22 protein-coding genes are annotated in these 26,358 nt (G+C 40.1%); 7 read left to right on the top strand and 15 right to left on the bottom strand.

Annotated elements, in window-relative coordinates; genetic code table 11:
* The 10 genes from DYH63_RS08035 to DYH63_RS07990 all read right to left on the bottom strand — a co-directional run bounded on the left by DYH63_RS08035 (position 1) and on the right by DYH63_RS07990 (position 10,892).
* The gene (locus DYH63_RS08035; protein ID WP_116788317.1) at positions 1–900 is read right to left on the bottom strand and encodes an ABC transporter ATP-binding protein; all 900 of its coding nucleotides are present in this window, start codon (positions 898–900) and stop codon (positions 1–3) included.
* Positions 901–1,034: 134 nt separating this feature from the next.
* Entirely contained in the window at positions 1,035–2,897 is a 1,863-nt protein-coding gene (locus DYH63_RS08030; protein WP_116788316.1) for a hypothetical protein, read from the bottom strand.
* A gap of 146 nt (positions 2,898–3,043) precedes the next feature.
* A complete protein-coding gene (locus tag DYH63_RS08025; RefSeq protein WP_116788315.1) occupies positions 3,044–4,102 on the bottom strand; it encodes a nucleoid-associated protein in 1,059 nt (352 codons plus the stop codon).
* Between the two features lie 134 nt (positions 4,103–4,236).
* The gene (locus tag DYH63_RS08020; RefSeq protein ID WP_116788314.1) at positions 4,237–4,779 is read right to left on the bottom strand and encodes an IS1096 element passenger TnpR family protein; all 543 of its coding nucleotides are present in this window, start codon (positions 4,777–4,779) and stop codon (positions 4,237–4,239) included.
* An 87-nt stretch (positions 4,780–4,866) separates the two neighbouring features.
* The gene (locus DYH63_RS08015) at positions 4,867–5,742 is read right to left on the bottom strand and encodes a hypothetical protein (protein ID WP_116788313.1); all 876 of its coding nucleotides are present in this window, start codon (positions 5,740–5,742) and stop codon (positions 4,867–4,869) included.
* Entirely contained in the window at positions 5,739–6,134 is a 396-nt protein-coding gene (gene gloA2, locus DYH63_RS08010) for an SMU1112c/YaeR family gloxylase I-like metalloprotein (protein ID WP_116788312.1), read from the bottom strand. The genes DYH63_RS08015 and gloA2 overlap by 4 nt, the downstream gene beginning before the upstream one ends.
* A 116-nt stretch (positions 6,135–6,250) precedes the next feature.
* Positions 6,251–6,847 carry an HPP family protein gene (locus tag DYH63_RS08005; protein WP_116788311.1) on the bottom strand — a complete coding sequence of 199 codons (597 nt, stop codon included), beginning with the start codon at positions 6,845–6,847 and terminating at the stop codon, positions 6,251–6,253.
* Positions 6,837–8,093, bottom strand: a complete 1,257-nt coding sequence (locus DYH63_RS08000) for a chloride channel protein (protein ID WP_116788310.1) — start codon at positions 8,091–8,093, stop codon at positions 6,837–6,839. Before DYH63_RS08000 ends, DYH63_RS08005 begins: the two co-directional genes overlap by 11 nt.
* A gap of 116 nt (positions 8,094–8,209) precedes the next feature.
* Positions 8,210–9,445, bottom strand: coding sequence for an outer membrane beta-barrel protein (locus DYH63_RS07995; protein WP_116788309.1), 1,236 nt, complete (start codon positions 9,443–9,445; stop codon positions 8,210–8,212).
* 274 nt (positions 9,446–9,719) lie between these two features.
* Complete coding sequence (locus DYH63_RS07990) at positions 9,720–10,892, bottom strand: proline dehydrogenase family protein (protein ID WP_116788308.1); 1,173 nt, start codon at positions 10,890–10,892, stop codon at positions 9,720–9,722.
* A 90-nt stretch (positions 10,893–10,982) separates the two neighbouring features.
* Here DYH63_RS07990 and aroB point away from each other — a divergent pair, with 90 nt between their 5' ends.
* From aroB to DYH63_RS07965, 5 genes are all read left to right on the top strand, one after another.
* Positions 10,983–12,050, top strand: coding sequence for a 3-dehydroquinate synthase (gene aroB, locus DYH63_RS07985; protein ID WP_116788307.1), 1,068 nt, complete (start codon positions 10,983–10,985; stop codon positions 12,048–12,050).
* A gap of 298 nt (positions 12,051–12,348) precedes the next feature.
* Positions 12,349–13,773 carry an arginine decarboxylase gene (locus DYH63_RS07980; protein ID WP_116788306.1) on the top strand — a complete coding sequence of 475 codons (1,425 nt, stop codon included), beginning with the start codon at positions 12,349–12,351 and terminating at the stop codon, positions 13,771–13,773.
* Between the two features lie 39 nt (positions 13,774–13,812).
* Complete coding sequence (locus tag DYH63_RS07975) at positions 13,813–14,784, top strand: deoxyhypusine synthase family protein (protein ID WP_116788305.1); 972 nt, start codon at positions 13,813–13,815, stop codon at positions 14,782–14,784.
* A 7-nt stretch (positions 14,785–14,791) separates the two neighbouring features.
* Positions 14,792–15,217 carry a DNA primase gene (locus DYH63_RS21270; protein WP_162926962.1) on the top strand — a complete coding sequence of 142 codons (426 nt, stop codon included), beginning with the start codon at positions 14,792–14,794 and terminating at the stop codon, positions 15,215–15,217.
* 95 nt (positions 15,218–15,312) lie between these two features.
* A complete protein-coding gene (locus DYH63_RS07965; protein ID WP_116788304.1) occupies positions 15,313–15,810 on the top strand; it encodes a hypothetical protein in 498 nt (165 codons plus the stop codon).
* Positions 15,811–15,881: 71 nt separating this feature from the next.
* Here DYH63_RS07965 and DYH63_RS07960 read toward each other — a convergent pair whose 3' ends face one another.
* Positions 15,882–16,700 (bottom strand): sulfite exporter TauE/SafE family protein, encoded by an 819-nt coding sequence (locus tag DYH63_RS07960; RefSeq protein ID WP_116788303.1) that lies wholly within the window; start codon positions 16,698–16,700, stop codon positions 15,882–15,884.
* A 458-nt stretch (positions 16,701–17,158) separates the two neighbouring features.
* Between DYH63_RS07960 and DYH63_RS21265 the strand changes: the two genes are divergently transcribed.
* Positions 17,159–17,329: a hypothetical protein gene (locus tag DYH63_RS21265; RefSeq protein ID WP_162926961.1), complete on the top strand. Its 171-nt coding sequence runs from the start codon at positions 17,159–17,161 to the stop codon at positions 17,327–17,329.
* A 63-nt stretch (positions 17,330–17,392) separates the two neighbouring features.
* On the opposite strand, the gene DYH63_RS07950 is transcribed toward DYH63_RS21265, so the two are convergent.
* A complete protein-coding gene (locus DYH63_RS07950) occupies positions 17,393–19,165 on the bottom strand; it encodes a RagB/SusD family nutrient uptake outer membrane protein (RefSeq protein WP_116788301.1) in 1,773 nt (590 codons plus the stop codon).
* Between the two features lie 5 nt (positions 19,166–19,170).
* Positions 19,171–22,263: a SusC/RagA family TonB-linked outer membrane protein gene (locus tag DYH63_RS07945; protein WP_116788300.1), complete on the bottom strand. Its 3,093-nt coding sequence runs from the start codon at positions 22,261–22,263 to the stop codon at positions 19,171–19,173.
* Between the two features lie 430 nt (positions 22,264–22,693).
* Here DYH63_RS07945 and DYH63_RS07940 point away from each other — a divergent pair, with 430 nt between their 5' ends.
* Entirely contained in the window at positions 22,694–23,767 is a 1,074-nt protein-coding gene (locus DYH63_RS07940) for a phosphatidylinositol-specific phospholipase C1-like protein (protein ID WP_116788299.1), read from the top strand.
* A gap of 123 nt (positions 23,768–23,890) precedes the next feature.
* On the opposite strand, the gene DYH63_RS07935 is transcribed toward DYH63_RS07940, so the two are convergent.
* Both DYH63_RS07935 and DYH63_RS07930 read right to left on the bottom strand, forming a co-directional pair.
* Positions 23,891–25,735, bottom strand: a complete 1,845-nt coding sequence (locus DYH63_RS07935; protein WP_116788298.1) for a metallophosphoesterase — start codon at positions 25,733–25,735, stop codon at positions 23,891–23,893.
* 126 nt (positions 25,736–25,861) lie between these two features.
* Complete coding sequence (locus DYH63_RS07930; RefSeq protein WP_116788297.1) at positions 25,862–26,356, bottom strand: SRPBCC family protein; 495 nt, start codon at positions 26,354–26,356, stop codon at positions 25,862–25,864.
* Between the last annotated feature and the right edge of the window lie 2 nt (positions 26,357–26,358).

The following is a 26,358-nucleotide window of genomic DNA, read 5'->3' as shown; positions in this document are numbered from 1 at the left end:
TTAGTTTTGGTTACCGGTTAGTTTAATAAATTCTTCTTCAAGACTGTGCGTGCGCTTTACAAGGTGGTTAAGGCATATACCATTAGTAAAGAGGTAATGGTTTAGCGCGCCTGCCTCAAGAGGCTGCTTTAGGTAAACCATTATCTTACCGTCAGTCATTTCTAATTTATCAACGGCAGCATGGGCAGATAGCAGTGCTGTAAGCTTATCATTATCATCTGATGCCAGTTCAAAAAATCCTTCATTGCTAATCATACCCTGTACCGTACCGGTATACAGTATTACGCCTTTGCGCAAAACCACCGCATGGGTACACACTTTTTCTACTTCATCAAGCAGGTGGCTGGCAAGCAGTATGGTGGTGCCTTGTGCGGCAATTTGTGTTATAAGGTCGCGTATCTGGCGTATGCCTTGGGGGTCGAGGCCGTTGGTAGGTTCGTCAAGAATCAAAATTTCAGGGTCGTTAAGCAGGGCAGAGGCTATGGCAAGGCGCTGCTTCATACCAAGGGAAAAGGTTTTAAACTTACTGTCTTTGCGTTCCCAAAGGCCTACAAGCTCTAATTTTTCCTGAATTTTGGTCAGAGGAGTACCTTTAATTTTACATACCAGCTTAAGGTTGTCATAAGCGGTCATGTATGGGTAAAAATTGGGGCGCTCTATTATAGCTCCTACTTTTTTTAGTGCTTCATGGGTTTGGGCTTTACCGCCAAACCAACTATATGACCCTTCGGTTTTATTTACTACATTTAATATGATGCCCAGCGTGGTACTTTTACCACTTCCATTAGGGCCAAGGATGCCATATACATTACCTTTTTGTATTTCGAAAGAAACGTTGTTTACAGCGTGTACTTTTCTGAATTTTTTATGGAGCCCGCTTACGGTTAGTATTGTTTCCACAGTCTTTGCTTTATTTGGTTCTAAAAGTTAGACGAGATGTAAGTGGATTTGTTACGCGGGAAATGAATTTAGATTTGATAATTTAGATTTAAGAATAAACCATGTCCGTAATATGTTATTAATGAGTATATACCTTACTGATACGGTACAACCAATGGTTCTCCAACTTCAAAGCTTGGCAGGCGGATATCAGTATTTTGTATGCTGTTTGTCTTAAATATATTATACCCCTGGTCAGGAATATTAGGATAATATGCAAAAGACAGTTGGAAGCTGTTAAAAATTAAATAGTCATTGTAAAGTAAAACACCCAACCCGAATTTTGCATATACAGGTCCTTCATATAATTTGTGCTGTTCATCGCCAATAACCCCAATTGTTACATTCGCAAATGGATTAATACGAAAACCCGAAATATTCCAGGGAGAAAACGTTTGGGTTTGAAGGCTTAGTAATACTTTTTTTGTGCCTTTTAATGTGCGGCTGTCAAAACCGGCTATGCCATTATCATTATTAATATTTAGCTGGTCTGTATATATAGGCATACGATTGTCTCCCATAACAATGGTAGGGCTAATAAAGTGCCTCATGCGCCAGGATCCAAGTGTTTTGATATTCGTAAAGTAAAGTGTTTCAATACGCAATGTGGTTTGCTGTGTATAATCTTTATAAAAGAAAGAACCAACTTCGGTATTTACACCAAGATAGCCCCAGGAATAGTAGTTACCAAAAGCATAACGCCCGCCTAAATAGAGCCTGTGCTGGTTGTTCTTATCCTGCCGCCCAAAAGTAACAGAATACACTTTACCTATCGGTATATCTTCTACAATGTCATAATTAAATAGAAATTTATCCTGCACGAATTTACGTGATGTAAGGCCTATACTGGCAAGATATAGTTGTTCACCATTATAAAATCCTATAGAATCATATTCAAAAGTTGGGGTTTCTTTATAATTACGATTATAATAGCGACCAGTGGTAACCAGGCGTGTAGTGCGTGCTTCTTCGGTTTCGCCTTCATATATTTTAAAAGCATAACCTGCCCAGTAATCCTGTGAATCTGATTTAAAATTTTGCCAGTTCCATTGTTGCTGCGCATTTGGTAGCGTATCCCGTTCAAAACGGGATTCTACATAAACACCACCGGCCCACTTTGTATAGGCACTAAAAAAGTTGCGTTGTACACCTATACTCTTAACCCAGTTATCGCCTTTCCATATTTGATATGCAATGGTAGAGTTTATATAAGTGTTCATGATATTAGGAACCGTATAACGCGCAAGATATGAGGTTTTACCTGTATTGAGGCGTTTATCAAAATCATTTTCGAACTGGTGTCCAAGTCCCAAAAAATTACGTTCTGTAAGGCTAAATTGTGTACGTGATGTAGATGCAGTACCGTTAGGAATAAGGCTCCAGGAATCAAGTACCCGGATGTATACGTCTACAGAATCGCTGGTGGCAGAAATAGTGCGCGGCGTAATATTTACACGCCTTACATAGCGCTGCGAACGAATTAAACGCTCAGAGTCTTTAATTAGTAATGAATCCAGAGGTTTATTACGTTTAAACAGGAGCAGGTTTTTTATGGTAAACTCTTTTGTTTTGAGGTGTATACGGTTACCAAATTTATGCAGTCCATTATTAGGCTTTCTGGTAGTATCTGAAATTGAGAAACCAAACGGGTCTAAGGTTTCTACAATAATGCGGCGCACAATTTTACCCTCATACCTGTCGTAGGTATTTTTCATTTCGGGTGTACGGTCTTTAACCTTGCGGCGTACCTGAGATGATTTTTGTTCCTGTACCGGCCGGAACAAGAGTTTGTGCATAAACTTAGTGAACTTTTTTCGTTTAGAGTAGTTCTCAAGTTTCTTGTACCTCTGGTCGTTTCTTTCCTTAACGGTATCTTTTGCAACAGGCTTATCCTGCGCGTGTAATGAACGGCAGCCAAGCAGTGCAATTAAAAGAACAATTAAGTAAAGGGGTTTCATTTAGTACAATTTTTCTGATGCGAAAATTAATCTATTAAACCTAAATAATATCTTAAAAATAATTTAGGGTTAATGTTTTATCAAACATTTAACAGCAAAAAAAAGAAGCCCGCAGGCTTCTTGATTTTATGTCTGTGAAGAATAAATTAACTCTTCTCTTCCTTGTTAAAATAAACAAGATAATAGTACATCTGTTTTTCTTCGTCCCAGCCTTTTTCTACAAATTTTTCGGCACTTTCAGGATTTACAAAGTCCATTTTTATCTGAATATTTGTATCCAGGTTAATAACGTTCTTTATCTTTTTACGTGCATCAGTAACAGCAGCATTAGCAATAGGGAAGGAGGTAACATCTTCAATACTATACTTTGGCGCTTTTTCTACTTTATAGTTCTTAAATTCAGAAATAATATCCGGGTTATCAATAACCTCGTTTAGAAATGCCGTTTCTTCAAACTCATCGTTCTTTGCAAAATAGTTTACAGAACGGTTCATAAACATAACCTCTTCTTTTTTGTCTTCTGCCGGAAGTACAACATCTTTAGCAAAATCCTGCACAAATTTCATATACTTTTTAGTCATGAAGTTTTCATCCTGAAAAGCATCTACCGAAAGGAAATGCTCTAACCAGTAGCGGGCATCATAACGGTTATGGTCTATGGTAAGTATCTTGTAACCGTCTTCTTTTTTATAGTTAAAAATAAGGCAGCCTTTATCAAGCTTGTTAAGGTTGATACCCTGTTGTAGCATAACCTCTATGTTAGAGCCATTCTCTTCAAACTGAAGGAAATCAGTTTTTATCTCACTTTTAAATATACCTATCGCATCAACAGGGTTATTGTCTATGGTAAGATTTGTAAGATAGGCAACATATACCTCACCATTTTTGATATGTGGGTGGTTAGACTGCTCAAAAAGGTGCTTGGTAATTTTTTTTGATACCTCATGTGCGTTACCCGGATTTGTAAAAATCTCTGTAGCCAGGTTATACATATCGTGGTAATCTAAATGTACATCATGGGCAAACTGAAAATAGTTTTCCTCCTTATCACGAAACGGCTTAAAGAAATATTCTTTAAGTAATGGCATAATCTCATCAGACGGCTTATAGGTCTGTTCAGATAAAAATATAGCTTCGCTGCGGCTCTTGTTGCCTACACGGTGTACCGACAAGCTGTCGATATTGGTATTAAATAAGTTGATCATTTTTTAAGAGTAGCAAAGTGTCATAGTAACAGAGATGCAAAGTTCTGCTACTAAAATAAAGCATTTTTCAGGATATCTATAGGGTACTTTTAAACTTTGCGACTTTGTCACTCAGTTACTTAGTGCCTCAAAAATTAATTCCAATTATGGTCGTCAAAGCTTGAATCTTCAAAACCTTCGTCGTTAAACATATCAAGGTCTTCATCATCATAATCATCGTCAAATTCGCCATACAGGTCATCCTGTTCTTCTTCTGCACCAAAGGCATGATCCTGAGATGAAGCCGGCATTTCGCCATGAGCAAACAAAAGGTCTGGGTAGGCAACACCACTTTCAGGTTCTTCAACAGCGGCAAGTTCTACAAAGAATGTCCACATATTAAGGAAATCATACACATAAATGATTTTAGTTTCCTCTTCAGTCAGTATGGTGTTAAGCGTGTAATCTGCCATGGTTTTTTGTTCGCCCGGGGTATCTCCGGTGTCAAAAAGCGGTATCTCTTCATCCTGTACCCAGTCATCATCGCAGGTGTAAAATGAACCCGGCTCAAGTCCGTCAAAACCAAAGGCATTAACAATGGCATTGTGCAGGTCTTCCAGCGTATCTTCTTCAAGGATAGCAATATCCCTGAATATATCTTCCTCGGCATCGAGTATCACCCTAAATTTGTAAACCATAATCGTAGTGTTTTTAATAGGTCAAAGGTAAAGTATTATTTTAAAAAGCTGCTTTTGGAATTTTAGAAATTTTAGGTATGAGCAGCATCAGTATTTAAGAGGTACATCATCGTGCTGATTGAGTATAAAGGTGTTGCCATCAAATTTATATACACAGCTACATTTACGTTTTAAGGTTTCACCTTCCGTATTGTTATTATCAGGCATCTCATTTTTATCAGATTCATTGCAATAGCAATAACTCCTGAAATCGTCTGTAATATATTGTACCGTTATTATATTTTTGTGTGCATCATATTCAATATAACTTTCTTCAGGTGTTTGGGTAATCAGTTTATAACTAAAGTCTTCAACAGCAATGCCATTATTATAATACACAAGTTTTATATATTGCCCCCAGCAGGTACCGCAACCCATTACAGAACCCTCAAGCAGGTATTTTGTGCCTGTCTTAGTTTTGATAATTTCAACAGAGCCATAGCCGTCATAGTCATAAAAATCTTCTGCAGGATCTTCTTTCTGTCCCTTAAAGTAAACATATGAAACCCTGCTGCGATAGGTACCTCCGGTATTTTCGTCATACACAAAATTATATAGGTTGTTGTCTGCTGATTTTATGAAATCAATTGTAATTAAACGTTTTAAGTCATACTTTCCAAACTCTTTATGCTGTATAAGTTGTTTGAGTTTTTCTTCAATTTTAAGCTGATAATACTGCTGTAACGTGCTTACATCTACAGAATCTTTTTCTGCTGAAAAATCATGATCAGTCGTCGCCATCTCTTTAGCTGTTATGCCATGCTCCTTTAATGAAAAATACCCATGATCAAACGGACTCAAACTATTGTAGTATTCTGTAAGCGTGTTGAGCTCTGAGGCAATTTTTTTAAAAGATTTGCTTTGCCCGTAGCCCGAAACAAATAATAGTATCGCTGTTATTAAAATAAAGCTATGTCTTTTCATTCCTTAACCTCATAAAATTCTATAGGCAGCCCATCTGGGTCAGCAATAAAGGTAAATCGGCTTCCGGTAAACTCATCTACACGCATCGGTTCGTAAGCAATGTCCTTATTGTGCAGGAAATTTATTGTTTCATCAATGTCTGCAACTTCAAAGGCAAGGTGCCTAAGCCCCGCCGCTTCTGGCCTTGATGGCCTTGATGGTGGTGCAGGGAAAGAAAATAGTTCAATGATGTAATGTCCGTTTAGTGCAAGATCCAGTTTATAAGAATCACGCTCTGCACGGTACACTTCGCGTACTATAGTAAGTCCCAATACATCGGTATAAAACTTTTTTGAAACCTCGTAGTCAGCACATATAATGGCTGTGTGGTGTATTTTAGAAATATTTATCATCGTGTATTATTACATTGCATATCTGCCACTGGTTACTAAACAAATTTTTAGTAGCCTCCAAAAATTTATAATCGACAGATTGTAAGTTAAAAATAACAAATAATGCGGTACATAATTTACTTTCGGGAAAACCTTTTCAATTGTTTTTTAATCGCAATAACAGTAGGCTTAGACGGATATTGCCTGTGCTTATAGATATTATTAAAAACAAGTGCAGCGATGAGCAATATCATCGCGCCACTAAGTACAGGCGAAAGTACATAACCATACCCCAGTGCTTTTAGTTGGGGACTGCCTGTAGCGGCTATGAGCGCCGTTGCACCCCCGGGCGGATGCAGTGTCTTGGTAATTTGCATGGCTACAATAGATAGCGATACCGCGAGTGGAGCTGCCAGCCATAACAAGTCTGGAAACAGTTTTTGCACGCTTACACCAATAATTGCAGAAATTACGTGTCCGCCAATAAGGTTACGGGGTTGTGCCAGCGGGCTGTTTATAACGCCATATACTAATACGCATGAAGCTCCGAATGATCCTATGAGTAAAACGAGTTCCTGTGGTGAGAATGTTTTGTATTGTAGCCAGGCAATAGTACCAAGGCCTACGAATGAACCTACAAAAGCCCAAAAATGTTCTCTATAGTCTAACAGTGTTTCTTTGTATACTACATAACGTGCCTTGCGGTAGCTGCGTTTTATTTTATTAACCGGCATAGGTATACACGGTATATGGGTAGAGGCGCGCCGCAGTATACTTTGCAACAAGCACAGCTATTAATAATGGTATTACAAGAGTATAATCATTAGTAAGTCCGCAAATTAAAAACAGGGCAGTAAACGGTGCGTGAATGCCGGCACTTAAAACAGCTGCCATACCCACAATCATGAAATTAAGAGGAATAACACCGGCATCAAAAAATGTATTTAATAGCACAGCCGTAAACAGGCCAAGGAATGCACCAAGAAACAACCCCGGGGCAAACACACCGCCATCGCCACCCGCGGAAAGCGTAATTGCTGTAATTACAGGTTTCAGTAGCAATAATCCTACAATTGTAATTAAGAAATAGAGGCTGAATACAGATGTGTTAGCCGTGGCTATATATTCTTTTATGGCATGGTAGCCTTCGCCATAGAGTTGCGGAAGCAGTATAAGGCAGGTACTTATAATTATTGCTCCGGTAATAATCTTAAAATACGGGTTTGTGAACTTCAGGAACTGCTTTTTAAAGAATATTACGCTTCGGGTAAGGTAAACCGACTGAAAGCCTGCTAATATACCCAGTAACACAAACCACGGTAGGGCATACAGATGCCAGTGTTTGATGTCCAGGTTAAGTAAAGGTGCTTCATTAAGCACATATGTAAAACCGTAAGAAACAGCTGCCCCAATAAAGGTACTGATGGCAAATGTTTTGCGGTGTTTTTTGATGATAACTTCATAAGCAAACAGCATCCCGGCCAGCGGCGCATTAAATAGTGCTGTTATACCGGCGGCTACACCTGCGCAAATAAGCTCGCTTTTATATTTTTTTAGTAGTGGTTCTTTTTTTGAAGCTAATGAGCCTGCTGCTGCAGTAGCTACAACAGTACTTACCTCTATACCGGTACTTCCTCCAAAAATTACGGTCAGGAAACCATTTATAAAGTGCGACGGAATTTTATAAGCCGGTAACTGGTCGTTTGTTTTTGTGCTGTTAAAAACTTCTTTAAGGCCTTTGTTTTCTTTATTTTTAAAAAGGTAAAACCTTAAGATGTAAATAAGGGAGAGTGCCGTAATCGGAAAAAGTATTAGCCAGAGCTTATTATCTTCGGCACGGTTAAGCAGTATGTCTTCATAATGCTCAGTAAGGTGTTTTAAAGCAAGGCCTAAAATAGCTGCGAGGCTGCCCACTACTATAGAGCCGGCACTAAGTATAAAAAGCTGTTTTAAACGAACAGGTTGTATTTTAGAGAACATAATTGTTATGTATTTCTACAAAAGTACATCCTAAACCCAGAACTACAAAAGCATTTTTAACCTATATCGCTGTAGTAATGCTTTTATTATTATCAGTAGTCTATATAAGCTAAACCCTATAAAAATGAATAAAGTAATATAAGATTTATACCACTGTAATCTGATGCCCAGCTGCCATAACCACTTACGAGTGATCTTTTTCCAATGTATCGTGCCTCTAAACTTAATTGCCCGTAACTAAAGCCAGCCCCGGCAAAGAAGCTGGATTGTCTTTTAGATTTTGCCTCAGCGGTTAATGCTGTAGATCCGGTTGTTACAAAACTTTTAGAAAATGTTATTTTAGAATCGCCAAAAGCCTGCGAATAAATATATCCTGCATTTATAAAGAAGCGTGCATTGCTATTAATATAGATATAGTGGCGTGCACCCAGCGGTATATCAAGGCTATTGTATTTTACACTCCAGGTATTTAATACCCTTGATGGGCCTTCGAAATAATTATCGGTTGCTTTGTTCGTATACGATTGATAAGATGGAGCTGTAAAAACCGCCCACTTGTTTTCATTGAATGGTAATATATATTCGAGTTCTATACCCACGCTAAAAGTAGCTTTTGGACTAAAGTCATGGGGTGCTTCTGCTGCTGAAACATAATCAGTTTTTAACGATACAAAATTAACACCTGCCCCTGCTTTAATCTTGAATTTCCCGGTTTCTTTACTAACACCTGCCAATGGATTTTCATCACTCACACCGTTATATTCCCTAAAAAGTTTTACCATTGGTTTTTCTTTGTATTCCAGCTTCTTAAACAGTTCAGGTGTATTTATCCTATCAGACATAAGCTTTTGCAGCTCACTTTTATAAGTTTTATTGTAGAGAATTTTGGTGTCCTCCTTGTACATTTTATAGATAAGCTGTACAGGCTGACCGTTTTGAAGGCTGCTATAAAAAAAACGCAGCATTTCGCTATCTTCATACTTATAAAGTGTAATGTCGCCCTGCACAAGAACATTTAAAAACAAGGTTTCTTTTTTATATAAAGGTTGGTTACTGTCGCTAAGCCAGGCAATTGTTTCGGGCGATCGGTCTATGTTTAATGTAAAGCGCCTAAAGGTATATTCTGTTACACTAAATTCAGAAAACTCATTTATGTTACCTCTTTTAACCTCACTATTTGCAGACAACCGATATTCAAAATTCTCTGGATTATTTTTCCAACCTGTATTTTTAATGAGACATTCCGTTTTTACGCCTTGGTTATTCACAGTATAACCGGGTTCAAAATTGATTTGGGCAAAGCACGAAATATTGAAGAGTACTGCTAAAAGCAGAAAAAAATGGTTTTTCATTAAAAAATGGTTGAATAGTTGATTGGCAGCAAATATAGCAAAATTGTTAAATGGCCTTAAATAAAAAATGAAGCTCCTGTACGAGTAACGGCATATTATTTAGTGTTAAATAAGCTGTTATATAGTTCAGAATTCCGTCAAAAAGTAATAACAATATGTCATATCAATTTAAACAACAATTTGTTAGGATATTTATTGGCCGGATATTATCAGTTTTAAACAAAAAAACGCCATACTTCCGTACAGCGTTATCATATATCTTAAAAGAGTAATATTATTCCAGTTTCCTGCGGGCCCTTTCGGTTTTAAGGAGGTTAAGTTCGCGGCTTGTTTGCCCGGCTACAGATGTGTTTTCTTCAGCCCGGCGAATAAGGTACGGCATCACGTCGCGCACAGGTCCAAACGGAAGGTACTTAGCTACGTTATAGCCGTTTGCTGCCAGGTTAAAACTTATATTATCGCTCATGCCATATAACTGCCCAAAGAAGATGCGCTTATCATCTTTGGCAATGCCCGCTTTGTTCATCAGCTTTATCAACTTATACGAACTGTCCTCGTTATGTGTACCGGCAAATATTGCCATGGTATCAATGTGGTCTACCATATATTTTACGGCATCGTCATAATTAATATCTGTAGCTTCTTTACTAATGCAAATAGGGGAGATGTAACCTTTTTCTTCGGCACGCTTGTTTTCCTTTTCCATATAAGCACCACGCACTATTTTCATGCCTATGTAAAAACCTTCGGCTTTGGCGCGTTCGTGTAGTTTTTTTAGGTAATCAAGCCTGTCCCAGCGGTACATTTGCAGGGTGTTAAATACTATGGCTTTTTCTTTATTATACTTAGCCATCATATCGGCCACAAGCTCGTCCGCGGCATCCTGCATCCAGCTTTCTTCGGCATCTATAAGCAGGGCAACATCATTTTCATGCGCTGACTTGCATACGGTTTCAAAACGGCCTGTAACACGTTGCCACTCGGCAGCTTCTTCTACAGAGAACTGCTTACCTTCACCCAGCTTTACCCAAAGGTCAAAACGTCCAAACCCCGTAGGCTTAAATACTGCAAACGGTATGGCCTGGCGCTCTTTAGCAAACGTTATGGTTTTTAAGGTCTTTTCAAGTGCTTTGTCAAACTCCGCTTCTTCTTCCTTAGCCTCTACAGAATAATCTAAAACAGACGATACGCCACCTACTTTATACATTTTGTCTACCACAGGCAGGCAGTCCTCTTCGGTAGTACCGCCACAAAAATGGTCAAATACCGTAGCGCGTATAAGGCCTTCTACCGGCAGGTGCGCCTTAAGTGCAAAGTTAGTAACTGCAGTACCTATGCGTACCAGCGGCTCAGAGGCTATCATTTTAAACAGAAAGTAAGCCCTGTCCAGTTCAGTGTCGCTTTTTAAGGCAAAGGCCGCAGCCGTGTTATTAAAGATCTTTTCCATCAGGATAAAAAATTTTATGCAAAGATAAAATTTGGCTGACAATTTGTAATATAAAATACTTTATTTTGCTTTTCCTTTAAAATTTAAGCCATGCAGTACATAAACGGTTCAGGATACAACATTTACTTTAACGCAGAAGTGTACAATTATTTGCAGGAATTGCTGGTGCCGGGTAGTTATAGTCGCATTTTTGTGCTGACCGATGAAAATGCCTCAGCCGATTGCCTGCCAAATTTTTTGGCTAACCTTGCTACAGAGTTGCCTATAGAAATTATTGAGATAGAACCGGGTGAAGATAATAAGAACATTACTACCTGTACCCAGATATGGGAGGCACTTACAGACCTTGGTGCCGACCGTAAAGGGCTTATGATAAACCTGGGCGGAGGGGTAATAACTGATATGGGCGGGTTTGTAGCCCTAACCTTTAAACGCGGTATAGACTTTATTAATGTACCCACTACGCTGCTGGCTATGGTAGATGCATCTGTAGGAGGGAAGACGGGGGTAGACCTTGGCAGCCTTAAAAATCAGGTAGGCATTATAAGCAACCCCAAGGCAGTACTTATTGATACATCATTTTTAGAAACCCTGCCGGCAGAGCAAATGCGCAGTGGCCTGGCCGAAATGCTAAAACACGGGCTTATTGCCGATAAAAGCTATTGGAATGAGTTTACAGAACTGGCTTCGCTGAGTACGGATGATCTTGGTGCGCTGATACACCGGTCTGTAGAAATAAAGAACGAAGTGGTAACACAAGACCCTACAGAGAAAGGACTACGAAAGATACTGAACTATGGGCATACACTGGGCCACGGCATTGAATCGTATTTTCTTGAAAACGAAGATAAGACAACACTACTGCACGGTGAGGCTATAGCCATAGGTATGGTATTAGAGGCGCATATTTCGGTGAGCTTGGGGCTGCTGGAATTAACAGAGTACAGGGAAATAAAAGAGGTCATAAAAGCCCTGTATCTACCTGTTGTGTTTACCGCCCAAGACATTGAAGAAATCATTGCTTTACTGGTTCACGATAAAAAAAATGAAGCAGGAGAGGTGAAATTTACACTTCTTGAAAAAATAGGTAGTGCGGTTATTAACAAAACAGCATCAAATGATTTGATTATCAATGCGTTTGAAGATTATCAGAACTAACATTTTTTTAAGACAATTGTTTTTAAATACGTATTATATTTTTTTACATTTGCCGTGATGAAATTAAATCGCAGTATGTTTTCCCTACATGGGAATTTAGGAAAAAACGCAGTTTTAGCACCCGTTTGGGGAGCTTTCAGCGCTGTTAAGTCCGTACTCGCTATTGAGGGGTTATATAACAGTATTAGCAGTTCAGAAAAGCTACAGATAAGGTATGCGAGTTTAAGGGTTTGAAAATCAGATTGTATTATTAGTCTTTTTTCTTAATTTTATAATCTACACACACAAACATACTAAAATGAATACCAAATATTCTGACCTAATAGACCAAACGTTTTACTTTCCGCAAGAAGAGTTTACCCTTAGCAAAGATAACCAGCTGCAATTTCATAACATTGACCTTATGAAGCTTGTAGAGCAATATGGTACACCATTAAAGTTTACCTACCTGCCACAAATTTCTAAGAACATCCGCAAGGCTAAAGAGTGGTTTAGGAACGCAATGGAAAAACATAAGTATGAGGGCAAGTATTACTACTGCTACTGTACTAAAAGTTCTCACTTTGAGTATATAATGAACGAGGCTTTTAAAAATAACATCCATATAGAGACCTCTGCAGCCTTTGACGTTGATATTGTTGAGAACCTGCTTAAAAATGGTAAGATAAACAAGAATACTTATGTTATATGTAACGGTTTTAAACGCGACCAGTATATATCTAACATTGCGAAGCTTATAAACAGTGGGCATAATAAAACTATTCCTATCATAGATAACTATGAAGAGCTAGATTTGTTACAGGAACAAATAAAAGGCAAATTTAAGATAGGTATCCGTATCGCATCTGAAGAGGAGCCGAAGTTTGAATTTTATACCTCGCGTCTAGGTATTGGTTACAAAAATATTGTCCCTTTTTACCGCAAGCAAATTCAGGAAAATAAGAACCTGGAGCTAAAAATGCTGCATTTCTTTATTAATACCGGTATTAGAGATACATCATATTACTGGAACGAGCTTGCTAAGTGTTTAAAGGTATATGTTAGCCTTAAAAAAGAATGCCCTACGCTGGATAGCCTTAACATAGGCGGTGGTTTTCCTATTAAAAACTCACTGGCTTTTGAATATGACTATCAGTACATGATCGATGAGATTACAAACCAGATTAAAATTGCCTGTGAGGATGCTGAAGTAGATGTGCCGAACATTTTTACTGAATTTGGATCGTTTACAGTAGGCGAGAGTGCCGGCGCTATATATAAGGTATTATACCAAAAACAACAGAATGACAGAGAAAAGTGGAACATGATCGATTCGTCTTTCATTACTACACTACCAGATACCTGGGCTATTAACAAGCGTTTTATAATGCTGGCCATAAACCGATGGAACGACCAGTATGAGCGCGTGCTACTTGGTGGACTTACCTGCGATAGTGATGATTATTATAACTCTGAGCAAAACTTAAACGCCATATACCTGCCTAAGTACAATAAAGAAAAACCTTTATATATAGGTTTCTTTAATACAGGTGCTTACCAGGAAACCATTGGCGGATTTGGTGGCCTGCACCACTGCCTTATACCGCAGCCTAAACACATTCTTATAGACAGGGATGAAAACGGATTCCTGGCTACAGAGGTGTTCTCTGAAATGCAGAAAGCAGAAGATGTACTTAAGATATTAGGTTACAACACAGCCACTACAGAAGCAGAAAAGAAATAGTTGAAAAGAAACAAATTTGAACAAACAAAATAACAAGAAATGACTAAAGGGCCAATAAGCCAGTTCATCGAAAAGTACTACCTGCACTTTAATTCGGCAGCACTTGTAGATGCGGCAAAAGCATATGAAAAGCAGTTGGAAGACGGTGCCAAAATGATGGTAACCCTTGCCGGTGCTATGAGTACAGCAGAGCTGGGTAAGATCTTTGCAGAGATGATCCGTAAAGATAAAGTACAAATAATATCTTGTACAGGTGCTAACCTTGAAGAAGATATTATGAACCTTGTAGCGCACAGCCATTACGAGCGTGTACCTAACTACCGCGACCTTACGCCACAACAGGAATGGGATTTGCTGGAGCGCGGCCTTAACCGTGTTACAGATACCTGTATACCTGAGCATGAAGCTTTCCGCCGCCTTCAAAAACATATTTACAAAATATGGAAAGATGCAGACGATAAAGGCGAGCGTTACTTTCCGCATGAGTTTATGTATAAATTACTGCTAAGCGGCGTTCTTGAAGAGTACTATGAAATAGACCTTAAAGACAGCTGGATGTATGCTGCTGCCGAAGCTAACCTGCCTATTATTGTACCGGGATGGGAAGATAGTACTATGGGTAACATCTTTGCATCTTATGTAATTAAGGGCGAGCTTAAGGCAAGTACTATGAAAAGCGGTATTGAGTACATGACGTTCCTTGCAGACTGGTACTCTAAAAACAGTAGTAATGGTGTAGGCTTCTTCCAGATTGGTGGTGGTATAGCGGGAGATTTCCCTATATGCGTTGTACCAATGCTATATCAGGACATGGAAATGCACGATGTGCCTTTCTGGAGCTATTTCTGCCAGATTTCAGATTCTACCACAAGTTATGGTTCTTATAGTGGCGCTGTGCCAAATGAGAAGATAACCTGGGGAAAACTTGATATAAATACCCCTAAATTTATTATAGAAAGTGATGCTACTATTGTTGCGCCGCTTATATTTGCGTACCTTTTAGATTTATAATTTACTTATGAAGAGAGTTATTGTTGATTACGCCAAACTAACCAATGAAATCCTTACCCTGCTGGTTGAGAAGTTTCCTGATGGGTATGACGATTCAAACATTGTCCGTTTTAAAAATGCCAAAAACGAAACCATTGAAGCTGTAGAAGTAAGGACAGAAGACACTATTTACCTGGTTAAGGTAAGCACCAAGCTTGCAGACAGGATAGAAAATTTTGATGATGACGATATTGACGATGCAGCAGACGATCTTGATGCATTAAAAGATCTTGAGGTGGATGACGACGACGATGACGACGAGCCGAAGAAAGAAAAAGTAAGCACCAAAAGTGATGATGGCGACGACGACGATGACGATGATGATGACAGCGATGATGAGGATCGTGACCGTGATTATGATGCAGATGAAGATGATGAAGACGACGAAGACTAATTCATTGTAAACAAGATACTACTTAAAGAACCCTTAAAAGGGTTCTTTTTTTGTTTTATAAAATTTATCTTTATAAAAACAAAAACATCAAAGCAATGAAAACTAAGATAGTAACCCTTTTTACGACAATAGCAATTTGCGCTATAAGCTGTAAGGATAAAACGGAAACGGTAGTAGAAGAAACCACAGTAGAGGAGACTGCGCCACAGCCAGAAGCAATAGCCGGTGAGCAGTGCTTTTTACAGGTTACAGAAAATAAAGCCGATGCCAGCCACATTATTCGAGATAGTATAATCTTCCAGATACAACAGCGTAGGGGCGACAGCATTTGGGGAGTTTATGAATGGAGACCTCAGGAAAAAGATAAAAAGATAGCTACTTACAAGGGCGTAATTAATGGTAATATGGGTACGGCAGTAGCTAATTCTAAACAGGAAGGGTCAACATTTAATGAGGAAGTTATTTTTACTATAACGGATAGTGCTGTAGCTATTAAATATGGAGAAATGACTGAGAGTAAGGATGGAATTTTACGCTATAAAAACAAAAATGCTGCACAAGAGCAGATACTTTCTAAAGTTGATTGTAAATAGATATTTTTTAAAATATATATAAACTCTGTAGAAATGGGCTATGCCATTTCTACAGAGTTTTTTTATTGGATTTAACAAATCAGGATCCGCAACCCTACAACTACCAGGCAGGCTGATAATACCCTTAATATGACGTGGCTTTTAAGGCGGTGAGAAAAGTATGCACCAAGTTGCGACCCAGGTACCACACCTATGGCCAGGTACAGTATCATATGTACGGTTTCAGGGTTTTCATATGTGCCATTATAGGCATGAGTAAGTACGCTTACTGTTGCCATTACAGCCAGTATAAAATGCGATGTTGCCGTGGCTATGTGCACAGGAAATTTAAGCCAGTTTACCATGGCAGGCACATGAATAATTCCGCCGCCGATACCGAGCAGGGGCGATATAAAACCCACAACAACGCTTAATACATTACCAATGGTTTGATTATAACTGTAACAGTAGGTAACACCGGCAGCATCGGTTAGGGTGCTGGTTTTTTTTCCGCTGCAGGGTGGAGTATAGGCAGGCACCACATTGTTTTTGTTATTTTTAAAAAACAGGAAAACAGACAGTACCAATAATAATATTCCGAAGATTGTATTAAACACCTCGTGCGGTATGTATTTTACCGTTAATACACCCAGTATAGATCCCGGTATGGTAAAGGCTGCAAACATGATACCTGCTTTATAATCTATGCGGCCAGATTTTGCATAAGCTGCTGTGCCCGATATTGCGTTTACAGATACCACTGCTATAGAAATGGCTGTAGTAAGCTCAGGTCCAAGCTGAGGGTAAAATATCAGGAGTAGGGGCACAAGTATAAAACCACCGCCCGCACCTATGAGTGTGCCAAAAGAACCTATAATAAAACCGGCAATAATAAGCAGTACGCTTTCCAAAAGTGTATGTGTTTGTTACGCAAATTTTACACTAAAAATTGGCTAATCCTAATCATTACTACATAATTATTTATGTAACTTGTTGATTTTTAATAATATGCTAAGAATATAGAGTTGGTAGGGTAGTGGTGTATTATGCTAATATAAAATTGGTTAGGCATAATTTTATATATTTAACCCAACAAATTTTACCAATAGAAGATTTATTAAAAGAGGCCGATTTTAAAACAGAAGTAACCGATTATAGCTATAGAAAGTATTTTTTGATTACTTACTTATGCGTTTTTGTTTTAGAGGTGCTGTTTTTTGTATTAATAGGCTTTGGCATAAAACCAAAATCTCTTTTGCTTGGTGTAATAATTATGTTCTTTCCCATACTATATGCATTATTAATCTATTTTCTTAGAACTAAAAACCGGCAGTTGCCATTTCGCAGTTTACTTTCAGCCATAGCAATTATGTATGTTGTATACTATCTGCCTGCAATGCTGGCAATGACATTTTTTAATGATCCTGATATTGCTGAAATTGGTTATATGATAGCAATTGTTTTAGTGCAGTACCTTATAAGTATGGGAGGTATAGCGCTACAGCATTTTAAAGGGAAAAAAAATAAGAACATCATATAAAGCAAAAATGGCTACCCGAGGGCAGCCATTTTCAAATCATATAAAAGCTATTTAAAACGCAAATTAATTGTACCCCTGGTTTTGGGTAAAAATATCAGAAACGTCCATGGTTTGTTGCGGTATAGGGAATACCCTCCTGAATGGCTGTGTAGCCGGCTTGGCAGATCCCGGAAGCGCAGCCTCAAGTTTACCAAAGCGTATCATTTGTGGCCTTCTCCACATTTCCCAGTACATTTCAAGGGCTATTTCACGGAACAGCACATCTGTAGTCATACTGCTTAGGGCTGTACCCGGTGTACTGCTAAACAGCGATTCACGTGTACGGCTGGTGCGCAGCAGGTTAATATCGGCCAGAGCAGCACCGGCATCACCTTTGCGCAGGTAAGCCTCAGCCCTCATGGTATAGATACCGCCCAGGCGGTACAGTGCTATATCTACATTACTTGAACCGTTACCACTACCCGGGTCAAACTCGTACTTAAAGCAACGCACGCCACGGTTAATCTGGTTTTGGGAGAAAACAGATACAGCAGCATTGTCAAAATTTAGTGCCGGTGTAAAGTTCATAGGCGTAGTAGTGCTTTTTTCGCATACCAGCGGCGATACTTTTATCCTGCTGCCACTCATCTCAAACACACCGCCTGTAAGCAGTATAGGCCCATATTGCTGGCCTTCCTGCAAGCCCCTGTTAAAGTGAAACCAAGGCTGTGTAGTGCCAGCCACAAGGCTTGTAGCCGGTACGCTTACATCGGTACCATCGTTCATAAACCAGGTACCGTCTGCATACTGGTATTTGCGGCTAAAGCGCGGATCAGTATGGTTACCATCCCACATGGCATAAAACTCTGGTGTAATGCACGATGCATTTGTACCCCTGTTTATAGGTGAACACCTCTGGTTACGCTCCATAGTGTTGTAGGCAAGGTCGTTACTGCCGTTGTGTACACCGTCAATTTTTTGCGTAATGGCAAATATAAGCTCAGGTGCATTGTCATTTGTAATGTCAAAGCTCTCAAAATAGTTGCTTGAAAGATGGTACATACCGCTGTTTATAAGCAGGCTGGTGTAGTATATTACCCTGTCCATATCATTGCCCGTACCGCTTACTGCCGTTTCAGTAAAGTTAAACGCAGAGGTGGCGTTGTAGCGATCTTTAAACACGGCACGGTTAAGATACATGGTAGACAGCAGGGCATAAGCAGCCTGCTTTGTAAACCTGCCGTTGTGCGTGTTATTAGTCCCCATATCGGCAAGATCAGGTATAAGAGCCTCTACATCCAGTATAAGTTTATCAATAGCATCACCGGCCAGTAGTGCCTGTACAGGGGCATTAGGGTTAAGCGGGTCGCGGTACGGTGCCTGGCCATAAAGGTCGAGCGTTTGGTACAGGTAAAAATTAAGAAGCCCCTTTGCTTCGGCAAGCAATATGGTTTTTTGGGCTACGTCTTCGCTCACGGTAATAGCATTAATGGCAATAAGCGATTTTGTGATACCATCATTAAGCCTGGTCCAGTTATCTGTAACTACAGCATTATCTGTAGCCCAGGTAAACTCATGCATGGCGCGCCATTTACCACCATCGCCCCAGTCTGACCCGCGGGTAGGCAACAGGGCTATATCGCTGGCCATTTCCTGCATTGCAAAAAGGCCGCCAGTGCTGGTAAAAGTACCGTCGCCCAGGCGGTCATAAGCGGCTGCAAGTGCACCTACGGGGCTTGAAGCCTGGTCGCTGGGTTTTTCGTCAAGAAATTGTTCTTCAAGCGATGTACATCCGGCAAGAGCCACTGCAGCTATCGCGGTAATAGCAAATCGGGTTGTAAATTTTTTCAGTTTCATAGCTTTTATAATTTTAAGGTTGCACCTAAAATAAATGTTCTTGTTGTAGGGTAAGCACCATAATCAATACCTATACTCTGGTTACCGCCGCTCGATTTAGGGCTGTTGATAAGTGGGTCGTAACCTGTGTATGGCGTAATGGTAAATAGGTTGGTTCCTGTAGCATAAAGGTTAAGGCTGTCTAACCAGTTAATGCCCGGATGTTTAAATGTGTAGCCTATACGTGCACTGTTTAGGCGAAGGAAATCAGACTTTTCCAGGTATAGTGTAGATACTACCGGGGCTACAGAAGGGTTTGCACCACTTTCGTAATAGTTAGTAGCCACGTTACGGTCAGATGCCAGGTTGTTTATGTTCAGTGCGTTTAGCCCTGTGTTATTAAGCAGATAACCACCGCTCTGGCCTATAAATGACAGAGATAGGTCAAACGCTTTGTAGCGCAGGTTTGTATTAATACCGTAGCTAAAGGTAGGTAGCGCACTTTCAAAAATCTGGCGGTCGTTATTATCGGTAACGCCGTCTCCGTTTGTATCTACGTAGGTAGGAAGACCATCTGCATCATAACCGTCAAATTTCATCAGGTAGAACGATCCGGCAGAATAGCCGCTTTTATAAATGTTTGCCAATACACCACTCTGGCCCGGGCCAGATATGGCACCTGAGTATATTTGGCTTACTGGCAGGTCTTTAATTTCATTATGCAGTGTAGCACCGTTAGCGTCTAAAGACCAGGTAAAGTCTTCGGTATCAATTATTTTTGAACCTAACATAAACTCTAATCCGGTGTTCACAATTTTTCCGCCTATGTTTTTCCATACGTTTGGAGTAGCGCTCAGTGGCTGCGATGGTATAAAAAGTATGGCATCGGTAGTGGTTTTGTTAAAATAATCTACCGTACCGTAAAGCTTGTCGCCCCAAAGGTTAAAGTCGGTACCTATATTATATTGTGTAACCACCTCCCATTTAAGATCAGGGTTTGCCGTGCGCGATGTATATACACCGTTAACAAGGTCAAGGTTGTCATACAGGTAGTAACCGTCTCCGGGTATAAGTGAGTAGCTGGCTCTTGTAATTTTGTTCTGTACTTCCTGGTTACCGGTCTGGCCCCAGCTTACACGCAGCTTAAGGTTATCTACCACTTTGCTGTCTTTAAGGAAGCTTTCCTGGTTTATGTTCCAGCCTGCCGCGAATGACGGGAAGTAGCCGTATTTATTATTTTGGCCAAAACGGGTAGAACCATCGGCCCTTATTGATGCTGTAATAAGGTACTTGTCTGCAAAGGTATAGTTTACCCTGCCAAAGTAAGATTGCAACTCATTAACCTGTGCGTAGCCGCTAACGTTTGCCTGGGCACCAAAGAAAGCCGGGTTGTCTGCAGGGTCTATGCCTACGCTTTGGTCATTGGTAAGGTTAATCATAGTGTAGTTAGTACCGCTGCGTTCAAACTTCTGGTAAGAGAAACCGGCAAGGGCATCAATTTTATGCGAACCAAATGTAGTGTTATACGTCAGGTAATGCTCTATAAGCGAGTTTTTGTTTTCCATGTTACCCTGTATGTAGGTACCTGTCCTGCTACGGTCAGTAAGGTTGGGGTATACGGTTGTATTTCTTTCAGACATAGAACGGTCTATACCCACGTTTAGCTTATAGTCAAGCCCGTTTAAGATACGGAAAGATGCTTCCGCATTACCCAGTATCCTTGACGTGCGAGTTTCATCACTAAAAATGCTAAGCAGGTAAGCAGGGTTATAATGGGCATTCATATTAAAGTTTGTATAATCGCCGTTTTCATCAAATACCGGCTGGGTAGGGTTAGCCATAAGCGTATGTATAATAAGCTGGCCATCGCTACCACCATCATCGCCTATAGGCACACCTGTATCTTTAGTTTCGCTGGCGGTAAGGTTTACCTTAAGCCTCAGTCGCTTATTGTCAAGAAAAGATTCTGCCGCATTTATCCTTCCGGTAGTACGCTTAAAGTTGCTGTGCTCTACAATACCGTCCTGGTTCATTTGCGAAAGCGACACATAGTAGTTACCGCTGTCGGTTGCTTTTGCAAAAGAGAATGAGTTGTTTTGCGTAACCGCAGTACGGTATATTACATCCTGCCAATCGGTATTGCCGCCGTGATCATAGGCCTCGTTGCCACCGGTTGCCGCGAGTGCGCTGCGGTATTGGCTAGCGTTCAGTACATCTATTTTATTTGCAACACTGCTAAAACCCAGGTAAGAATCTACCGTAAAGCTTGCCTTGCCCTTGCTTCCTTTTTTAGTGGTAATGATTACTACACCATTACTACCGCGCGCGCCATATATGGCCGCGGCAGAAGCATCTTTAAGTACCGTTATCGACTCAATGTCGCCGGTGTTAAGAAAGTTAAGCGGGTTTTTTGCCGACTGTGAGCCGAAGCCCACGTTAGCGCCCTGTGGGCTGGTATCGTCATTGCTTAGCGGCACGCCGTCTACTACAAATAGTGGTGTACTGCCACTACGTATAGAGCCTATACCGCGTATGCTTACATTAATGCCCGCACCCGGCTCACCGCTGGTAGGCACTACGCGCACACCAGCTACTTTACCCTGTAGCAGGCCGTCTGCGCTTATGTTTACACCCTGGCGAAACTTCTCGCTGCTCAGCTGCGTTACTGCTCCGGTAACGTCTTTTTTTGTCTGGTTACCATAACCTACAAGTACAACTTCCTGCAGCTCGTTCATGTCGGTTTTCATGATAACGTTAATATCGGCACCGTTAACAGCTACTGTTTGTGTCTTATAGCCCACAAATATAATTTCAAGGTTAGCACCCTGTGCAGCTTCTATGGTAAAGTTACCATCAATATCGGTTACGGCTGTTTTGCCTGTAGCCCTGTCTATAATGGTAGCACCCGGTAGGCCCATACCGGCTTCGTCAAGCACTTTACCTTTTACGGTTTGCTGGTAAAAATCAGGGCTTAATATGGTTTTAGCAAAGGCATCACTATTTATGTGTACCTTTACTGTAGTTCCCTTTTCGGCAGCATAGCCGGCACTAAGGCTTAGTACGGCCGGTACTAAAAGCAGGGAGCTTTTAAAGTTAAAAAGAGTAGTTTTAAATTGCATTGTGGTTTAAGTTATTAGTTAATAAGACTGGCTTATTCCGTGGCCGTAACCGTTGCAGCGGTTGCGGCTTTTTTAATTGTGTTTTGGCAGTTGGCAACATAGATGATGTTACACCATAGGCAGTAGTTGAGTTAATTTGTTTATGTTTAGTTTTAGTAGTTTAGGTTACCCGTCGAAGGGTATAAAAATATTAGGTGCGAAATAAGAGCATACCCGTCAAAAAGCTTTTGCGGAAACGTTACCATTAAATTAAGGGTGTGTTTAGTGTTGCCGGTGCTACAAAGGTGCTACAACGTTTGTAGTATTGTTTTCGGCCTTTTTTTGTTTACATTCTAATAATGGTATGGTGGCTTTTTGTTTGCGCTTACATAACGGGAAGGTAACAACGTGGGGGTAGCTTTGGGGTTTCCTAAACTACAAATAAACCATAATGAACAAATTACTTACCGTACCTTTATTTATAGGTGCCGTTTTATTCACCACTACCGCAGTAGCGCAAGATGATAACCAGCCCATGAATGCCATACAGGTTATAGGATCGCATAATAGCTACCGCAAAGCCATAGAGCCCCAATTATATGATGTAATACAGGCTAAAGACCCATCACGCGATTTAAGCGGCCTGCAATATGACCATATTGAAATAACAAAGCAGCTGGACATGGGCCTTCGTAACCTGGAGATCGACATTCATGCTGATACTAAAGGAGGCCGCTATGCACACCCAAAAGGACTGGAACTGGCTAAACCTACAGAAGCTTATAATACTGATAGCGCTATGGATAAGCCGGGCTTTAAGGTATTCCATATGCTGGATATTGATTACCGTACCTGGTACAGTACTTTTGACGGCCTGCTTGCCGACCTTAAAAAATGGAGCGATGCCCACCCAACGCACGAACCTATATTTATAACCCTGGAGCCTAAAGATGGCGATGGGCACTTTGGTACTACCGAAGAGGAGTTTACGCAAAAGACTTTTGACGAAATGGATAAGGTGATTATTACAGGGCTTGGTGCCAATAAGCTTATAACGCCGGATATGGTACGAGGTAAGTATAAAACCCTTGAAGAAGCCGTACTTGCGGGTAACTGGCCAAAGCTAAAACAGGCGAGGGGCAAATTTATGTTTCTGCTGGATAATAGCGGCAAGAAGCGCGATTTGTATATAAAAGATCATCCTTCACTTAGAGGGCGTGTAGTGTTTGTAAATGCAGCACCGGGCACGCCTGAAGCGGCGGCACTTTTTCGTAATAACCCTGAAGATGCTACAATAGCTGAACTGGCTAAAAAGGGCTACATTATCCGCACACGTGCCGATGCCGATACTAAAGAAGCCCGTGCTAACGATTACAGCCATTTTGAAGCAGCAAAAAAATCTGGGGCACAAATAATAACTACCGATTATTATTTGCCAAGCAAGATATTCCAGTCACCTTACCATATTTCCTTTGATAACAAAACCTATGTCAGAACTAATCCTGTTACAGGTAAGGTAAAATAAAGGGAGGCCTTTCCTTTTTTGTAGCGGAAACTTCAGTACGGGTTTCCGCTATTTTTTTATCCATGTCTTCCATTTCGAACGAAGCGCAGTGGAGTTGAGAAATCTCAATGATCAGAATTACATCTAATCTTTTATCTCTGTAACATTTCCATTTTCCGGGTTTACCATAAAATGCCCGGCGGGGTCGCCATTTAAAAGTTTACTGAATATGTTGTAGAATAAACCAAGCTGTTTATCTATTACCTGTGTATTGTTATTATGGTTGTTGGTAAATAGTTCTATGATAAGTTTATAATGGTCTAAGCGTTTTTTGCCAATATCTTTCAACGCCAGGCAGTCGGCGCTATGCAGCCTGTAAAGATCAAATATAAAATCTAATCCTGTCCATTTTTTAAAATCATTTGTATTTAGCCTGTGCTTTTTAAGTACGTCTTTTACTACTTTACTATCAACCGCAGTCATTAGTAAATCATATCCACTTGCATTTGTAAAATAGGCAATAAAGTCTTTTGGCCATTCATCAGGTATAAAGCGCAGCCGTACAAGTTCTTTTAAATGATATTCGGTAAAATCGTGGTAACTCTTGGTTTTAAGGATGCTTTTATCCCAAATGTCTTTCGCATTAATGCTTTTTAAAAACTCATATTCTGTTTTATAGAGACCAAACAACTCATTAAATCGCGGAATATCGTTTATTGTAATGGTTTCAACTTCCCAGTCCGCTTCACTTTTAATAGTCAAAAGCTTATATGCAGGAATATATGCTGCCAGCGATGGCGTTTGCACATTAACCAGTGTATTACCGTTTGAACCTTTATATATGCCGGTGTCGTTAATGTGCATATGGCCTGCAAAATGTATTTTTATACCTGCATCGGCAAAACTTTGCGCTACGGCATCAACAGGAACACGATCCATCTGCCATTTTCCCTTTCCCAGCAGTTGTGTTATCTCTGCCGAAGCACCATCGTTAAATTCTACCATAGGGTAGTGGCTAAAGGCTATCAGGGTTTTGCCCCGTTTTTTTGCTTCATCAACCATTTGTTTTACCCAGCTTATTAAATGCTTTTTATTGGTCATTACATTATTATAGCCTATTGATGCTCCGGTGTAGTTCGTAGGGTTTTTGGCATTACCATCAGCCGATTTTTTAGGTATATACACATTACCATCAATAGCCAGTAGCCAAAGCCCGTCTACAGGTTCTGTTATATATGTAGCATCAGGAACAGTATATCCCGGTGCTACTTCATAATGCCGGTTATCATAGCCAGATTCACTTAAAGCAATACTATAATTGTAGTTGCCATAGGTATAACTACTGTAAGGTGTTGCCCAGAATTTATTTTGACTGTTTGGATAAAAACCAAAATCTTTTAAATGTGTAATGATGCTTTCGTATCCCATAGTCGCAATATCTTTACTGATGATTATAGGGAGTTCCGTTTTATCAGTAGGAGTGTGTATTCCCTGTTGGCTGAAAACCGGTTGTTTTTTGCCGCCATTGCCTAAAAAATCGTCTTTACCTGCAGGGCTGTCCCAGGGGCCTACGGGGTCGTGGTTGCCAGTGGTGATGTAAAATTGTATTCCAAATTTTTGATTATACTGATTTAAAATATTTTGCAGTCCGCGTAAGTGTATGGGCTGTCCGTCATCAGTATAATCTCCGGGAAGCGCCACTATTTTTATGCCTCGTGCTGCAATATCATCTAGTGCGGCTAAGAAGGCAAAGTAATTTTCATTAAAAATCCGAGTGCTGTGCAACTGGCTCTCCATAGTGCGCATTAACACAGGTTTACGGTTTAGCGGATTTATGAGCGTATCATAAGCGGTATCTTTAAAGGTTCCGTATAAATCCTGTAGGTGTACATCGGCTAAAAAGGCTATTTGTACATGTTCATTTTTTTGTTGAGAAAATGAGGTTAATGGCAGTAAAAGGGCTGAAACGAATAGTGAAAATTTCTTCATGAAGGTAAAACCACAATAATATGAAATTACTGCTTAAGTGCCACTCGCAAGCATATTATATTAGCGTTATCATCAATAAAAATTCAATCTGGAAAGGATGGCACAATAGTATGATGTGGGAAATTATTATTTTGCCAAAAGCTCGTCAAGATTAGAAAGCCCCATAGAAAAACCTTCTTTAAAACCCATGCTCACAATTGTTTCGAGATCAGCTTCTGTTGGATAAGTTATTTCTATGCTAAGGTCAGTTTTATCGTCATTGGCTGTAAAAGTATTCTCCCATTGCGCACTTGGCGCCATATTGTTGGGTACGCCGTTTTCATCTGTAAAAGCATCTGTCGCTATATAACTTTTTAGGGGCTCAATAGCTTTATAATCTGCACGGCAGTAATGCCTTTCTCCTTCAGGCCCTAACATATAATAGAGCCAGTGGCCTCCTTCGCTAAAATCAAATACTACCGTTACAGCCTTCCAGGGTTTTGGTGCCCACCATTGATCTAAAATGCGGCTGTTGGTCCAGGCTTCCCAAACTTTTTCTACGGGTGCATTAAAACTGCGGGTAACAAGTAGTTTATTTCCTGCAGAGCCTTTAGTAATTTTTGTTTCGTTGTTGTTTATCATTG

This window comes from Flavobacterium psychrotrophum, from assembly GCF_003403075.1.
Classification (GTDB): domain Bacteria; phylum Bacteroidota; class Bacteroidia; order Flavobacteriales; family Flavobacteriaceae; genus Flavobacterium; species Flavobacterium psychrotrophum.
The sequence above is the reverse complement of the archived record's forward strand: the minus strand, read 5'-3'. Positions and strand labels throughout refer to the sequence as shown.

Excerpts from the sequence above, each read along its gene's own strand:
- DYH63_RS08030 (WP_116788316.1), bottom strand. The coding sequence starts at position 2,897 with ATGAAACCCCTTTACTTAATTGTTCTTTTAATTGCACTGCTTGGCTGC.
- DYH63_RS08025 (WP_116788315.1), bottom strand. The coding sequence starts at position 4,102 with ATGATCAACTTATTTAATACCAATATCGACAGCTTGTCGGTACACCGT.
- DYH63_RS08020 (WP_116788314.1), bottom strand. The coding sequence starts at position 4,779 with ATGGTTTACAAATTTAGGGTGATACTCGATGCCGAGGAAGATATATTC.
- DYH63_RS08015 (WP_116788313.1), bottom strand. The coding sequence starts at position 5,742 with ATGAAAAGACATAGCTTTATTTTAATAACAGCGATACTATTATTTGTT.
- gloA2 (WP_116788312.1), bottom strand. The coding sequence starts at position 6,134 with ATGATAAATATTTCTAAAATACACCACACAGCCATTATATGTGCTGAC.
- DYH63_RS08005 (WP_116788311.1), bottom strand. The coding sequence starts at position 6,847 with ATGCCGGTTAATAAAATAAAACGCAGCTACCGCAAGGCACGTTATGTA.
- DYH63_RS08000 (WP_116788310.1), bottom strand. The coding sequence starts at position 8,093 with ATGTTCTCTAAAATACAACCTGTTCGTTTAAAACAGCTTTTTATACTT.
- DYH63_RS07995 (WP_116788309.1), bottom strand. The coding sequence starts at position 9,445 with ATGAAAAACCATTTTTTTCTGCTTTTAGCAGTACTCTTCAATATTTCG.
- DYH63_RS07990 (WP_116788308.1), bottom strand. The coding sequence starts at position 10,892 with ATGGAAAAGATCTTTAATAACACGGCTGCGGCCTTTGCCTTAAAAAGC.
- aroB (WP_116788307.1), top strand. The coding sequence starts at position 10,983 with ATGCAGTACATAAACGGTTCAGGATACAACATTTACTTTAACGCAGAA.
- DYH63_RS07980 (WP_116788306.1), top strand. The coding sequence starts at position 12,349 with ATGAATACCAAATATTCTGACCTAATAGACCAAACGTTTTACTTTCCG.
- DYH63_RS07975 (WP_116788305.1), top strand. The coding sequence starts at position 13,813 with ATGACTAAAGGGCCAATAAGCCAGTTCATCGAAAAGTACTACCTGCAC.
- DYH63_RS21270 (WP_162926962.1), top strand. The coding sequence starts at position 14,792 with ATGAAGAGAGTTATTGTTGATTACGCCAAACTAACCAATGAAATCCTT.
- DYH63_RS07965 (WP_116788304.1), top strand. The coding sequence starts at position 15,313 with ATGAAAACTAAGATAGTAACCCTTTTTACGACAATAGCAATTTGCGCT.
- DYH63_RS21265 (WP_162926961.1), top strand. The coding sequence starts at position 17,159 with ATGTATGTTGTATACTATCTGCCTGCAATGCTGGCAATGACATTTTTT.
- DYH63_RS07950 (WP_116788301.1), bottom strand. The coding sequence starts at position 19,165 with ATGAAACTGAAAAAATTTACAACCCGATTTGCTATTACCGCGATAGCT.
- DYH63_RS07945 (WP_116788300.1), bottom strand. The coding sequence starts at position 22,263 with ATGCAATTTAAAACTACTCTTTTTAACTTTAAAAGCTCCCTGCTTTTA.
- DYH63_RS07940 (WP_116788299.1), top strand. The coding sequence starts at position 22,694 with ATGAACAAATTACTTACCGTACCTTTATTTATAGGTGCCGTTTTATTC.
- DYH63_RS07935 (WP_116788298.1), bottom strand. The coding sequence starts at position 25,735 with ATGAAGAAATTTTCACTATTCGTTTCAGCCCTTTTACTGCCATTAACC.
- DYH63_RS07930 (WP_116788297.1), bottom strand. The coding sequence starts at position 26,356 with ATGATAAACAACAACGAAACAAAAATTACTAAAGGCTCTGCAGGAAAT.